This is a genomic window from Glutamicibacter sp. (genome assembly GCF_035257265.1).
Taxonomy (GTDB): Bacteria; Actinomycetota; Actinomycetes; order Actinomycetales; family Micrococcaceae; genus Glutamicibacter.
Genome location: NZ_DATEXC010000019.1, coordinates 72,013 through 84,736 on the forward strand (window position 1 = coordinate 72,013; position 12,724 = coordinate 84,736).

The 12,724-nt window shown below is 56.0% G+C and carries 15 protein-coding genes; 6 read left to right on the forward strand and 9 right to left on the reverse strand.

The window, feature by feature from the left end; genetic code table 11:
* Positions 1-30: 30 nt before the first annotated feature.
* A complete protein-coding gene (locus VJ369_RS04060) occupies positions 31-2,718 on the forward strand; it encodes a helix-turn-helix transcriptional regulator (protein WP_324090846.1) in 2,688 nt (895 codons plus the stop codon).
* A gap of 36 nt (positions 2,719-2,754) precedes the next feature.
* Here VJ369_RS04060 and VJ369_RS04065 read toward each other — a convergent pair whose 3' ends face one another.
* The 3 genes from VJ369_RS04065 to VJ369_RS04075 form a co-directional block, all read right to left on the reverse strand.
* Positions 2,755-2,937, reverse strand: a complete 183-nt coding sequence (locus tag VJ369_RS04065; RefSeq protein ID WP_324090847.1) for a hypothetical protein — start codon at positions 2,935-2,937, stop codon at positions 2,755-2,757.
* Between the two features lie 115 nt (positions 2,938-3,052).
* Entirely contained in the window at positions 3,053-3,583 is a 531-nt protein-coding gene (locus tag VJ369_RS04070) for a hypothetical protein (RefSeq protein WP_324090848.1), read from the reverse strand.
* Positions 3,584-3,701: 118 nt separating this feature from the next.
* Entirely contained in the window at positions 3,702-4,142 is a 441-nt protein-coding gene (locus tag VJ369_RS04075) for a VOC family protein (protein ID WP_324090849.1), read from the reverse strand.
* Positions 4,143-4,238: 96 nt separating this feature from the next.
* Between VJ369_RS04075 and VJ369_RS04080 the strand changes: the two genes are divergently transcribed.
* Positions 4,239-4,679 (forward strand): cytidine deaminase, encoded by a 441-nt coding sequence (locus VJ369_RS04080; protein ID WP_324090850.1) that lies wholly within the window; start codon positions 4,239-4,241, stop codon positions 4,677-4,679.
* Between the two features lie 75 nt (positions 4,680-4,754).
* On the opposite strand, the gene catA is transcribed toward VJ369_RS04080, so the two are convergent.
* From catA to VJ369_RS04105, 5 genes are all read right to left on the reverse strand, one after another.
* Positions 4,755-5,612, reverse strand: a complete 858-nt coding sequence (catA, locus tag VJ369_RS04085; RefSeq protein WP_324090851.1) for a catechol 1,2-dioxygenase — start codon at positions 5,610-5,612, stop codon at positions 4,755-4,757.
* Between the two features lie 194 nt (positions 5,613-5,806).
* Positions 5,807-6,085: a muconolactone Delta-isomerase gene (gene catC / locus VJ369_RS04090; protein WP_105677707.1), complete on the reverse strand. Its 279-nt coding sequence runs from the start codon at positions 6,083-6,085 to the stop codon at positions 5,807-5,809.
* Between the two features lie 28 nt (positions 6,086-6,113).
* Positions 6,114-7,214, reverse strand: coding sequence for a mandelate racemase/muconate lactonizing enzyme family protein (locus VJ369_RS04095; RefSeq protein WP_324090852.1), 1,101 nt, complete (start codon positions 7,212-7,214; stop codon positions 6,114-6,116).
* Entirely contained in the window at positions 7,211-8,104 is an 894-nt protein-coding gene (locus VJ369_RS04100; RefSeq protein ID WP_324090853.1) for a LysR substrate-binding domain-containing protein, read from the reverse strand. The genes VJ369_RS04095 and VJ369_RS04100 overlap by 4 nt, the downstream gene beginning before the upstream one ends.
* 181 nt (positions 8,105-8,285) lie before the next feature.
* Complete coding sequence (locus VJ369_RS04105) at positions 8,286-9,542, reverse strand: DUF445 domain-containing protein (protein ID WP_324090854.1); 1,257 nt, start codon at positions 9,540-9,542, stop codon at positions 8,286-8,288.
* Positions 9,543-9,615: 73 nt separating this feature from the next.
* On the opposite strand from VJ369_RS04105, the gene VJ369_RS04110 reads away from it, so the two are divergent.
* The 4 genes from VJ369_RS04110 to VJ369_RS04125 are packed head-to-tail and all read left to right on the forward strand — an operon-like array spanning position 9,616 to position 12,197.
* Positions 9,616-10,485, forward strand: coding sequence for a glycerophosphodiester phosphodiesterase (locus VJ369_RS04110; RefSeq protein WP_324090855.1), 870 nt, complete (start codon positions 9,616-9,618; stop codon positions 10,483-10,485).
* Positions 10,482-11,171: a hypothetical protein gene (locus VJ369_RS04115; RefSeq protein WP_324090856.1), complete on the forward strand. Its 690-nt coding sequence runs from the start codon at positions 10,482-10,484 to the stop codon at positions 11,169-11,171. The genes VJ369_RS04110 and VJ369_RS04115 overlap by 4 nt, the downstream gene beginning before the upstream one ends.
* Positions 11,152-11,883 carry an AzlC family ABC transporter permease gene (locus VJ369_RS04120; RefSeq protein ID WP_324090857.1) on the forward strand — a complete coding sequence of 244 codons (732 nt, stop codon included), beginning with the start codon at positions 11,152-11,154 and terminating at the stop codon, positions 11,881-11,883. The genes VJ369_RS04115 and VJ369_RS04120 overlap by 20 nt, the downstream gene beginning before the upstream one ends.
* The gene (locus tag VJ369_RS04125; RefSeq protein WP_096256485.1) at positions 11,880-12,197 is read left to right on the forward strand and encodes an AzlD domain-containing protein; all 318 of its coding nucleotides are present in this window, start codon (positions 11,880-11,882) and stop codon (positions 12,195-12,197) included. The genes VJ369_RS04120 and VJ369_RS04125 overlap by 4 nt, the downstream gene beginning before the upstream one ends.
* Positions 12,198-12,220: 23 nt before the next feature.
* On the opposite strand, the gene VJ369_RS04130 is transcribed toward VJ369_RS04125, so the two are convergent.
* On the reverse strand, positions 12,221-12,679 hold the full coding sequence (locus VJ369_RS04130; protein WP_324090858.1) for a MepB family protein: 459 nt from the start codon (positions 12,677-12,679) through the stop codon (positions 12,221-12,223).
* Positions 12,680-12,724: the final 45 nt, after the last annotated feature.

Genomic DNA, 12,724 nt, shown 5'->3' on the forward strand with positions numbered 1-12,724 from the left:
GTGAAAAATATTAACAAAGGGGTGGTGAGTGTGAAATTGAGCCAGCAGGAAGCTCAAGATACACTCGCCACCCTTTTGCGCGACGCGGAACAAGGACGCAGTGCTCTCGCCGTACTGCAAGGGCCGCAGGGTAGTGGGAAGAGTACCGTCATCCGACGGATGCACACCAGATCTCGCGCGGCGACCGTCAGCGTGGTGACCGCTTCTCGATGGGAGGCGGACGAGCCAGCGGCTGCCTTGGGGCCGCTGCTAGAACCTATCGGTTTTGGCTCACCAGCGGATCTGGGCCCCGCCTTGTTGCATTTCCTCCGTGCGGAACCAGAGCGCGCCCGAGTATTGGTGATTGAAAATGCGCAGTGGGTCGATGCTCAGAGCCTCGCTGCGGTGCGCTATGCCTGGCGACGATTACGCACCGAACGAGTGCTTATCGTCCTGGCCATCCGTGATAACGACGTAGCCATGTTGCCGCCCGAAGCCCGCGAATTTTTTGATGACAGTGAATTGACCCGCGTACAACTGGCTCTGCCAACATCGGCACAAATCGGAGAGATTGTGTTTACCCGCTTGGGTATTGAGCTGCCGGCGATGGCCGCCGAGCAACTGGTGGAGTATACGCGTGGCAATCTTCAGACGATCCTTGATTTAGCGCAGGAGAACCCGGAGCAAAGTTGGGAACAATGGACTCGATGGCCACCAGCACCACGGGCGTTGTCGTTGCATATCAAACGCTTACTCGAAGAAATTGAGCCACAGGCCCGCGCTATTCTGGAAGCGGCCGCGGTATTAGGCGTACAAGCAAGACTCGACCTTATTGTCAGACTTGCGCAGGTCACCGAGCCATTAAGCCCGCTGCAGCAGTTGGTCGATGTTTCGCTGGTGCAAACCCACGGGCACAGTGGCATGGTGCGGCTCGGATTTGAAAGTCAGCTCACTCGGATGGCGGTCTACCACCAGATTCCTTTGAGCACGCGAATTCGGTTGCACACCGCCGCGGCGAAAATTGTGGAGGACCACGGTGCCATACTTGGCCATCGGGCCGATGCCAGTCTCTTGCCGGACGTTGGTCTCTCCCGTGCACTAGCGGCGTATGCGGTGGCCCAAGGGCAACGTGGCGAGTGGTCTTCGGCGGCAACTGCCTTCTTCCGTGCCACCCACTTAACACCCAACCCGCAAGAACGCGACTCCCTGCTGCTCAAGGCAGTAGATGCCATCGTTGCTGCCGGTGAATTGCGTCGAGCACAAACGTTTTCACATCAGCTTGCGAGTTTAGCGAGCAGTCCTGAACGAGATGTACTCTCCGGCTATATTGCCATTCTTCAAGGTCGCGCGAATACGGCCAATCGCTGGCTCACCAGCGCCTGGCAGAATGCTGTTCAAGCCCAGGCCAGCGATGCCATGGCGGTCATCTCGCAGCGTCGGGTATTACATTCCCTCTGCCAATTGGAAGGCCAAAAACTTCTAGGTTGGGCCGAGCAGTCGCTGAATTTAGCGGAGGTTGGCAGTCCGCTGGCGATTGAAAGCGCAGCTATTCAGGGTCTGGGGCTGGCAATGATGGGACGCCGCGACGAAGGTGAACAGGTGCTTCTTGGCCTGCTCGCAAAGCTGCCCACCGGGGCTCAACGCCAACGCGCAGAAATGTCGTTGGGGTGGGTGTATTTAGCTTCTGACCGGGTGGAACTGGCTCGTCATGAGCTAACTGCTGCCAGCTCCACCGACTTCAGCGAAGGTTCACTGCGTATTGCCCTGTGGGCTAAGGCGTGGTTAGCGCGCGCGGAATTCTTGATGGGTGATTGGGACCAAGCACTAGAGACCGTACGGGCGGCGCAGGTGCTTCAGGAGCGCTCTGAAATTCAGGTACTTCGACCGCTGATCCAAGCCACCGCGGTGATGATCCATGCATTGCGCGGAAATTGGGAACTAGTTGAAGTTCACTTAGCCAAATCATGGGCCAAAATTGGTAGCTATCCGGTGATGGAATTGCCTTACCGGATTGCCCGTGCTGAGGTCGCTCGAGCGCAAGCAAATCATGAAGAAGTCCTTTTGGCCTTGGAACCACTACTCAAGCTTGATCGGTCCCAGGGTATTGATGAGCCAGGTTTCTGGACCTGGCAGGACACCTATGCTGGCGCCTTAATTCGAGCCGAAAGGCTAGCTGAGGCCGAAGAGTTTATCCGCCCGCTGTTAGAGGTTTCCCTAGCAACCGGCCATCACAGCAGTAGCGCACGATATCTGAGTGTAAAAGCCATGCTGTCAGCAGCTCGTGGAGACATAGATGGTGCGCGGGAGATTTTCGAAGAGGCTTTAAGGCATTTGGAAGGCATCGGTGCCGCTTATTATCGAGCGCGAATTGATCTCTCATATGGGCAGTGCTTACGCCGAGCCGGAAAACGCGCCGAATGCGTTGCCCCGTTAACTCGGGCGTTGGCCACGTTCACGCATCTTGATGCCACCGCCTACATTGAGCGTTGCACCCGCGAATTGCAGGCCAGCGGTACCGGTATGTCGCGCCGAGAAGCGACCGACTGGTCCACACTCACGGCGCAAGAGCAGACCGTTGCCAAGCTTGTCTGCGACGGCGCCAGCAACCGCCGGGTAGCCGAAGAACTATTTATCAGCACCAAAACTGTGCAGTACCACCTGACAAAAATCTACGCGAAGCTGGCCGTTTCAACTCGTACCGAGCTTGCTGCACTAACCCGTGAAGGGTTCGCCGAGTAGCCGGGTAGTGCGCAATACTAACGCGCAGGAAGGGGGCTAGTCCCGGTTTGTTTTCAAGGAGCTCTGTGTCGGTCCGGGCGTGAAATGCTGCCTACCGATAAGCATTGCCGCAGCTGTGCCGGGGATGACTAAGAGCAACGGTAACCACTGAGTGAAAGCGAAAATTATCAAGGCTGCAACCAGCAAGATCAGCGGGGCACTTTGATAGACCTTTGACATGATGTGGCCTCCTACGGGGCAGCGGTGTCTGCCGAGTCTACCTGCTGTGTCTTATCGTTGGCCGGTTTACTCGATAATTATTCATAATTCATCGGCTGTAATCACGGCACTGAACTTAGTCCGTTACGCTCGCCGATTGAGAAGCAGGATGGGAAGGTCGGCCGGAATATACCTGCGGTGGGAGTCCGATAGTAAAGCCTTCGGCACGCACGACCGTGCCAATTAGTTCTAAGGAATGTGCACGATCAGCTGACCCATCGCTGAGCGTTACCAAGATACTGCTGCCGAGTTGTTCGCCGACGGTAATCTTCAGGTCATCCGGGGTAATTCCTTGCTCCTGGAGGATGACTTTAGTTGCAGTGACCATTTGATCGCTGAGCGGCTGCCCATCGACAGGCGCGGCAGTAACACGGCATACGCCGTCAAGGTCGCCGGCGTAGACGGCGGTGACCAAGGAGCTGCTAGCTTCTTCGAGGGAGGTCACAGGTTTCTCTCCAGCACAGGTGTCGCCTGAGTAATCGCCCAGGGCCGTACAGCCCGAGAGAAGCCCCGCGCTGAGCGCAAGCCCAGGTATCGGGGCCGTTGAGCTGAGACGAACCTTGTAGGTCTGCAAGCGTTGTTGAAGTGACCCATCGGCTGCTGCCATGTCGTAGATGCCTTTGCTAGAAATAAGATGTTGGCAAAGAATGTGTAAAAAACCTCTCACAAGGCGTTTTGCTACCGTTCTCGAATCCTGGCAACTGAAGCAATTCATGGGAAGGTTATCAGCCCAGCCGCTGCGCAAGAGCCACAAGAATTCCCTCGGGGCCGCGGATGTAGCCCATTTTCCACGAACCCTCATACTCGCCCACACCGCCCACTAGAGCATAACCCTGGGACTTGAGGCGCTCGACCTGTCCCTGTAGATCATCAACTTCAAAAGACAGGCTCCGAATACCCAACTCGTTGGCCATATTCTGCGGAGATCCCCCTAGATGCGCGGGACGGACGAAGCTGGAAAGCTCTACCGCGGTATCTCCACCCGGGATACGCAGCATCACGATTTCGGACCGCGCGTTGGGCAGTGCCGTGACGGTGTTAATGAAGTCCCCTTCCACGAAGGTGCTTCCTTGGACTTCAAGGCCGAGCCCCACAAAAAAATCCACGGCATTCTCAAGATTTTCAACGGTGATACCAACATGATCAAACCTCAAAATACGCGGCATAGGTAAAACCTCCGGTGCGGAAAAGTTTGCTGAGTCAAGGTTGAGTCTACGAAGGTATCCGAAGCAAAGGAAGGGGTCTAGCGCCTACGATGAAGTATGCCGTTTAACATTCCTGCCTCTGCGCTTCCGCTGACAGCCAGCGACCGTGAACTCATCAATTTTGCACGCAAAACGATTGATGCAACCACCGATGCAGGTGCAGATCAAGACGGTATTCATACGATGGGCGCGGCGGTTAGGGCCGCGGACGGCAGAATGTTCGCAGGGGTGAATATTTACCACTTCACCGGCGGGCCCTGTGCTGAACTTGTGGCGCTCGGCGCCGCACGTGCCGCCGGAGCCCTCCAATTGACCCACCTGGTGGCCGTGGGAAACCATGGCCGGGGAGTGAAGAACCCTTGCGGTAAAGACCGGCAGATTCTCGCGGACTATTATCCGAGCATCCGTGTCATCCTGGATGCGCCAGAAGGGCCGTTCAGCGTGCTTGCTCAGGACCTCCTGCCATTGGCCTTTGACCATCGGGCCGAACAAGTTTGAAACCCCTGTACCGGAGATAAAAAAGCACCGTCTGACGCTTCCATACAGCGTCGGACGGTGCTTCTAAATTCTGCTTTACTTCACTGGGTCAAGTACGAAGTCGTAGGTGACCTGCTTGCCGTTGCCGGACTCAGCTGGCTGAGGGTTCAACAGCAGCTCTGGCTTCACGGCGCTTGCGATGTCATCATCGTTGTGCTCGTCGCCTGGGAAGTACAGCTGCGCGGTGAGCAGTTCGTGGCCCTCTGCCGAAACCTTCAGGTGCAGGTGGGCTGGACGCCATGCGTGCCAACCGGCCGCGGCGATCAGCTGACCGCAGGCACCGTCGGTAGGGATCTGGTACGGAGCAGGCTGCATGGTGTTGATCCGGAAGTTGCCTTCCTCATCAGCGATGAAGGTGCCGCGCAGGTTCCACTCTGGGATGCCAGGAGCGAACTGCGAGTAGAAGCCTTCTTCGTCTGCGTGCCACAGCTCAATCTTGGCGTTCTTCAATGCCGAACCATCGGTGGAGCGGACCTGACCCTGGAAGAGCAAGTTGGTGCCCTTCTCGTCTTCGCGCATCGAGATAGTGGCAGGGGAGTCCTGGGAAGGAGCTTCTGGCACGTAGTAAGGGCCCTCAATGGAACCCTTGTTGCCTTCGCGGTGATCGGTGGCAACATCTTCCACCGCGTGCTCCAGCCATACGTCCAGGAATAGTGGCCACTCGCCATCGTCGCCAACCTTGATCAGCCATGCCTTCAAGGCGTTGAACTCGTCGTAGCTCACACGCTCTTCGAGGATGATGTCGGTTGCGGCCTTAACAAGCTTCGAAGCCAGCAGGTTCACTCGCTCGACGGAAGTCTCGATGGAGTTAAGCTTTCCGGAGGTGCGGAACTTGTCGGTAGCGGCGTTGCCCGACTTTGCTGCGGTTGCATCCTGTGGAGTTTCGATGGTCATAATGACTCCCCTAAACGTGTGTAGTGTGACTGACGCGAATCTATATTGTGATCCCCATCATCTCGTGCGATTGATATTCAATGTAGTGCAGTGTCTATGCCGAGTAAAATACTTATTTACCGCCCACTGAGATCATTTGAATATCAATCCTTGTGGGTTAGCACACAGCTGGTGACGGGGCACTCAAATTGCGTCTACCGTATCGAGTTTGGGTGCTTTGCCAGAGGGGTCACCTTGATCTTCATGTACGCGTACATCGGGAAGCCACTGAGGATCTGATGCAACTCATCATTTGATTCGACATCATAAATTGAGTGGTTTGCGTACTCGCCAACAATGCGCCAGATGCCCTGCATTTTGCCGCTTTCCTGCAGCTGAGCCGAGTAGGCCTTCTCGCGGACCTGGAAGTCTGCAACTTGCTCTGTCGTGAGATGGGCTGGGAACGATACGTCCATACGTGCAAGGAACAACATTGGTTCTCCTAAGGTAAGTGGGGTAATTCTAGTCCTGGCGGTAATGCGCCAGCTTGGTTTCATCAATTCCGGCGCCTACGCCGGGAACACTTCGCACCGAGATGCGACCGTCCTTGATTACCAGCGGATCCGCGAGCAGGTCATCTGTCATATCCAGGAAGTTCGACAGTTCGCCGGCCTTGCGGGTAGTGGCCTGGTGGGCCGCGCCAAAGGTGACGGTGGCCAGTGAGCCGATTTGAGTGTCTATCTGGTTTCCCATGGTGACATCCACACCGAGTCCGGTGCAGAGCCCCAGGATTTCGGTGGCTTCGGTGAACCCCGAACGCGCGGTCTTGATGCAGATGGCGTTGGCACCACCGGAAAGCAGTTCGCGTGAGACGTCGCCGGCAGTGGGGACGGACTCGTCGGCGACAATTGGAATTGGTGAGCGTTCAACAAGTCGCTTGCGGCTCAGAGTTTCTTTGGCATCACACGGCTCTTCGAGCATGGTTAGGCCAAGACCCTCGGTCTGACGTAAGACTTCCATCGCCTCATTCGCGGTCCAACCGCGGTTCGCGTCTAGGTAAATCTCGACGTTTTCACCCAAGCCTTCGCGCAACACTCGGCATGCCTCGATATCCAGCGCTAGAGGTCGGCGGCCCACCTTCAACTTGAAGGTGGTGATGCCGTACTGCTCACCGAAGCCTAGCGCTTCTTCGAGGAGTTCTTCGGCCGGACGGAATCCAAGCATGTGTGAAACTCGCATGGAATCGGTGAATCCGCCAAGAAGCTTGTGTACCGGGGTCTTCACCGCCTGGCCGATAGCATCCCAGATGGCGATATCCAGCGCGCCCTTGGCGACCTGGTTGTGAATCGTGCGATCCATGACCTGACGAATCTTTTCGCGGTCAAAGATATCTAATCCAATCACCTGTGGACCAAAGACATCCTGCACAATGGTGCGGATAGAGGTCTGGGTTTCGCCATAGGTGTACGGACGTGGTGGGGCATCGGCGATGCCGATGATTCCGTCTTCAGTGTGTACACGGATCAGCACGTGGTCTGCCGTGTGCACCTCGCCGCTGGCAAAACGCAATGGGTGCGTGTAGGGGATGGCGTAAGGGATCGCCTCAATGCGAGCAATTTTCATTCGGAGTGTCCTTCCTCAGGAGCCAAGTTCGTGCAGAGTTTTAGAAAGTTTTCTACCAGCGGTGACTGATTGCCCAGCTTCCACGCGACCGCAAGGTCGACCGACGGTGCGTTGCGCAGTGGACGGAAAATGATCCGCTCACTGTGGGGCAGGTAATTGGAAGTAGGAACCATCCCGATACCTAAGCCGGCGGCCACAAAGGTCAGCAAGGTAGAGGTTTCGCGGGCGATCTGCGCGGTGTGCGGAATGAATCCGGCGCTGCGACAGGTTTCAACGAAGATCGTGTTTACCGCAGAGGTTGCGGGGTAACAAATGAAATTTTCGGTACGCAACTCGTGGATGTCGACAACTTCGTGTGAAGCCAGACGATGCCCGGCGGGTAACGCGACAGCGAGCAAGTCTTTCTCCAATAACGAATATTCGACCTCGTCATTGTGTACTGGCGGGCGCAAGATCGCGATATCAAGACGGCCTTCAGCCAGCGCTTCTTCCATTTCCGGAGTAAGCATTTCGCCTTGGACGTTGAGTTGAAGTCCCGGCATATGCTCGGTGGTCGCGGCGATCACCTTGGGCATGATGCGGTAGGTGGCACTGCCAGTGGAACCCAAGCGGAGCACTCCACTGGCACCGTCCCCGACGGTGCGTACATCGCGTGCAAGTTGGGTGTGTTCTTCGAGGAGCGCGCGGGCTCGTGTCAACAGCAATTCGCCGGCAGGGGTGAGATCCACTTTGCGGGTAGTGCGGATGAAAAGCTTCGTACCGAGCTGTTCTTCGAGCTGCTTGATCTGCTGAGAGAGCGGTGGCTGAGCCATATGCAGGCGTTCGGCAGCGCGGCCGAAATGCCGTTCTTCGGCTACCGCGACGAAATAACGTAAAAGTCTAGTTTCCATGGATGCTCCGATCGTCGACCCGCGCTTAAAGCTGTAGCGACGTTCATGGCAACTCTAGTCAGCCGGTTCGATAGTGAGAAATACTTATTCGACAGTTATTGAGACTGAATAAATACTAATCTCTCGATGGTCTGCAGGGAAGAGGCACTGCTACGCGTCCCCGAAAACGTATTCTGGCAGGTCAGCCAGAAATGGCCATGATGAGCTCGCTCACGGAGAAAATTACTACGCCGGCTAGCGCTCCGATCACGGTGCCATTGATCCGAATGAACTGCAGATCACGGCCCACCTGAAGCTCAAGCTTTTCACTGGTTTCCGCTGGATTCCAGGCCTGAACAGTATCGCTGACCAATCCAGCCAAAGCCGCTCCATGTTGTTCGGTCAGTGAAGCAACGCCGGAAACTAAGCGCTCCTCTAAATTCTCACGGAGCGGATGGTCATTTTGCAGACGTTCGCCAAAAGTACCCAAAGCTGAACGAAGCGCAATATTGAGTGGAGATCCGGCATCCTGCAAGGACTGAATCAACCCCGTCTTCAAAGAATCCCAGCCACGAACAGCTAGCTCACGTAACTGCTGATCGCCTAGCAGTGAGTGCTTAAACGCCTCAACCTTGTTGATAGTTTCCGGGTCGTGCTGCATGGCCACAGTGAAATCCGCCAGCCAATCGGTCAGCGCCAGGCGCAATGGATGCTGAACATTATTTGCCACTGCGAAGAGCAATCCGCGTAATTCTTGATGCACTTTCTGCGCCAGCAGCTGATCGACCATCTGTGGGACCCATGAGGGGGAGCGGCCAGAAACCACATCTAAGAACACCTCAGGATGCTCGGACACCCAGGTTCCGGCCCGCTGCGCGATTAGTTCTACGGCGGCTTCGTGATGGCTATCGTCGATGAGTTTCTGGCCTAGTGCTCCGAGAGTCGTGGACCATTCTGGGGCGACCACATAATCATTGGCTAACACCTGCAAGACGGTGAGTACCTGCTCATCATCCAAGGAATTTAATGCGCCTACGGCCAGAGTCGAAATCTGGGTGGCCGCTGCAGCAGAACCCTTCTCGCTAGCAAGATAGCTACCGGCACGCAGCCCCAATTGTGCTTGACGCAGCTTTGCCGTGATGACTTGAGGGGTGAGGAAATTCTGCTGTACAAAATCACCTAGAGAGGCGCCAAGTTCATCTTTTTTACGCTGAATCAGATTCGTGTGGGGAATCTTCAGGCCCAGAGGATGTCGAAATAGCGCAGTCACCGCAAACCAGTCGGCCACCGCGCCGACCATCCCGCCCTCAGCGGCTGACTTCAGATAACTCAAAGCAGGAATTCGCTCTTGGAACAGCACGCTGAAGACAAATAGCGCGCACATTAGTAAGAACAGCAGGGTAGCCACCCGCTTCATACTGCGAAGGCCTTCGGCGCGCTGATCAAGAAGTTCTGGCATGCGCACCACTTTACTTGTGATGGCACGCCATTAATGACGCGCGCACCGCGCATAAACAAGTAGCGTTGGTGACATGGACACGCTCTTTTACGCACATCGCGGTAGTTCGCAAAAATTCGCCGAAAATACTCGCGCAGCCTATCTGCAAGCCATCGATGAGGGCGCCGATGGAATTGAATGTGATGTGCACCTGAGCAGGGACGGTGTAGTGATCTGCCATCATGATCCAACCGTTGACCGTACCAGCGACACCACCGGCGAAGTCGCTGGATTTACGCTCGATGAGCTCAAAAAGATGGATTTCTCCTCTTATATGCCGGTGGCCGTCCCGGAAGAATACGGAAGCGCCAGCGACCAGCTACTTAGCCTAGTGGAACTGCTTGAATTGATCGATGAGCGTGGCACCAACATTGGTTTGGCGATAGAAATCAAGCACCCCAGCCCGTACGGTCACCTGCTCGAAGAAGAAACTCTGAAGGTCTTAGCTGGATTTAATTTTGATCCACAGACGGGGCTGGCAGGTCGCCGAAGCCAGATTCAGGTGACGTTGATGAGTTTTGAACCTGACTCAATTCGATTCCTCGCGCAGACCGTGAGTCGAGCACTGCTTTGCCAGCTGATGACCGAGATCGATCCGCGGCGGGTAGCGGACTTTCTCAACGACGGTGAAACTATACGCGCTGGCGTATATGAAGTGATGCGCCGTTCAGTGGCTGAAGGGCGGGAGCTAATCAATGCCGGAGGTGCCGGTATTATTGGCCCAGGCGTGGCCTGGGTCCGCGCCAACGAACACTTAGTACGTCAATGGCTAGACCAGGGACTCACCGCACGAATCTGGACCGTAGACCGCCCCGCTGACGCACAATATCTGATCGACTTGGGAGTCACCCAAATTACCAGCAACCGCCCGGCAGCACTGCGTCAAGAATTGGACCAAGGATGAGCACCAAGAACACCACTACCCAAGATAATCTCTACCTGCGCGATAGCTATGTTTTCAGCACGCAAGCTACCATCATTGCTTCAGGCAGCGATGAAGCCGGTTACTGGATTGCGCTGAGCCCGAACATCTTCCATCCACGCGGCGGAGGCCAACAGGAAGACCATGGAACGGTTGACGAGCAGCCGGTGAGCGTTGGACGCACCGATGACGGGCTGGTTGTTCTTTACACCACTTCCACCTTCACCGACGGGCAGGTGGTCACTGCAACCATCGACGAGGCGCACCGGCGTAGCAACGCCGCCTTACATACCGCCGGGCATATTCTCGGCTTTGCCGGAGAGGACCGCGGATGGAAACACAGCGGACACTCACACTTCCCCGGGCAAGCACGCCTAGATTTTGATCCAGCCAGTATCGACTTGCCGCTTAATGATGAAACCGAAAAAGGAGCAGCTGAAGCTTGGTTACAGCAACGCGTTGATGAGCTGATCTCACACGGCGGGTCAATCAGCACGCACATAGATGAGCATGGCCACCGCACGGTGACCATCGAGGGGATCAACTCCGAAGCCTGCGGTGGCACCCATGTGAATCACGTGAACCAGTTAGACGCAGTAAAAATCGGCCAGGCACGAGTAAAACGCGGTGTTTACAAGGTGCGGTACGATGCCCAGCACAAAGAATAATTGGTTGACCCCGGCTACCAAAATGGGCCTGTCCATCGCGCTTGCGACTGGACTCTACGGGATCTCATTCGGTGCTTTGTCCATAGCCGCAGGCCTTAACCTGTGGCAAACGGTAGCCTTGAGCGCGTTAATGTTCACCGGTGGCTCGCAGTTCGCTTTTATCGGAGTGCTCTCCGGCGGCGGCGCTGCCTCAGCCGCCTTTTCCGCGGCAACCCTGCTGGGGGTGCGCAACGCCGTCTATGGGATGCAGATTAAGCAGTCGCTTCGCCCTAGCCCGCGCTTGGTTCCCTTTATGGCACAGGTGACCATCGACGAGTCCACCGCAACGAGCTTAGGTCAAGCGAGTCTCAGTGAACGTCATCGTGGATTTTGGACCGCGGGTCTTGGCGTTTATGTGCTCTGGAATCTTTTTACCCTCGTGGGCGCGCTACTTGGCGAACGAATGGGAGATCCTGCGGCCTGGGGGCTGGATGGCGCTGCGGTCGCTGCGTTCCTTGGACTGTTGTGGCCACGATTAAAATCCGCACAACCGGTCTTCGTCGCTTGTGCTGCTGCGATTGTCACCGCGTTCGCGGTGCCTTTGACGGTTCCTGGCGTGCCTATTCTGATTACAGCCGGGTGCGCAGTGCTTTTTGCGGTGCTCACCGGACGTCACACAAAACCGGCTACCGAACACGGGCAGCTGCACCAGGTAGATCAGGAGAAATCATGAGCGAATTGAGCTGGTGGCTCCTGGGCGCTTGTGCGGCGGCCTTTGCACTGAAAATTAGTGGCTACTTTGTGCCTCGTCGGGTACTTGACTCCCCATTAATGAGCCATGTGGCAGCAACTCTTACCGTCGCGTTGCTGGCCTCGCTGGTCACCATGAATGCGGTAACCAGTGGACAAGAACTTATCATTGACGCGCGGATCGGAGCGTTGGCGGCAGCAACTATTGCTTTGATCTTCAAAGCTCCATACTTAGTCGTGGTCCTTGTCGGAGCACTAGCTGCGGTAGCGCTGCGTGCCACTGGATTGGCGGCGTAAGCGCCATGCGCCTGCCGGTGCGCTTAAAGTAAAGTGCTGAAGGCCGAACGTTGGACGCGTTGAGTGCGTTGTGCTTGCGGATTGAGTTGTGTGCACCAGCTTGGGTAGACCCGGAACCCACGTTTTCCGGGACTGGAATCGCTGGTGGTGATTCCAAGCTCTCGTAAATGATCTTGGGTGAACCTGAAGACTCCGAACCGTTCCCCTTCTTGTGCGAAAACCAGCATTCCTGCAATTTTCTCGCCCGCGCTAAACGGTACGGTCCGACCTCCAACGTCGCGTGTCCAACAGGCGAGGAACGCTCCGGGTTTGGCGGGGGTAATGCGTGCGGTACGAATTCTCCAATATTGGTCTTCTAGCTGAACTATGGCTGATTCGTAATCGCTGTTTTGTTCCTCTGCCACGAGTGCGGGCGGTGTTGGGCTAGCGGTCAAGTCTAACGATAAATATCTAGTCAGTGCGCTATAGGTCATGCAGTCCATTGTATGTAAGCCACAAAATATTGCGCGCACAGAACATAAAGGCTG

Coding starts and splice junctions, on each gene's coding strand:
- VJ369_RS04065 (WP_324090847.1), bottom strand. CDS start 2,937: ATGTCAAAGGTCTATCAAAGTGCCCCGCTGATCTTGCTGGTTGCAGCC.
- VJ369_RS04070 (WP_324090848.1), bottom strand. CDS start 3,583: ATGGCAGCAGCCGATGGGTCACTTCAACAACGCTTGCAGACCTACAAG.
- VJ369_RS04075 (WP_324090849.1), bottom strand. CDS start 4,142: ATGCCGCGTATTTTGAGGTTTGATCATGTTGGTATCACCGTTGAAAAT.
- VJ369_RS04080 (WP_324090850.1), top strand. CDS start 4,239: ATGCCGTTTAACATTCCTGCCTCTGCGCTTCCGCTGACAGCCAGCGAC.
- catA (WP_324090851.1), bottom strand. CDS start 5,612: ATGACCATCGAAACTCCACAGGATGCAACCGCAGCAAAGTCGGGCAAC.
- catC (WP_105677707.1), bottom strand. CDS start 6,085: ATGTTGTTCCTTGCACGTATGGACGTATCGTTCCCAGCCCATCTCACG.
- VJ369_RS04095 (WP_324090852.1), bottom strand. CDS start 7,214: ATGAAAATTGCTCGCATTGAGGCGATCCCTTACGCCATCCCCTACACG.
- VJ369_RS04100 (WP_324090853.1), bottom strand. CDS start 8,104: ATGGAAACTAGACTTTTACGTTATTTCGTCGCGGTAGCCGAAGAACGG.
- VJ369_RS04105 (WP_324090854.1), bottom strand. CDS start 9,542: ATGCCAGAACTTCTTGATCAGCGCGCCGAAGGCCTTCGCAGTATGAAG.
- VJ369_RS04110 (WP_324090855.1), top strand. CDS start 9,616: ATGGACACGCTCTTTTACGCACATCGCGGTAGTTCGCAAAAATTCGCC.
- VJ369_RS04115 (WP_324090856.1), top strand. CDS start 10,482: ATGAGCACCAAGAACACCACTACCCAAGATAATCTCTACCTGCGCGAT.
- VJ369_RS04120 (WP_324090857.1), top strand. CDS start 11,152: ATGCCCAGCACAAAGAATAATTGGTTGACCCCGGCTACCAAAATGGGC.
- VJ369_RS04125 (WP_096256485.1), top strand. CDS start 11,880: ATGAGCGAATTGAGCTGGTGGCTCCTGGGCGCTTGTGCGGCGGCCTTT.
- VJ369_RS04130 (WP_324090858.1), bottom strand. CDS start 12,679: ATGGACTGCATGACCTATAGCGCACTGACTAGATATTTATCGTTAGAC.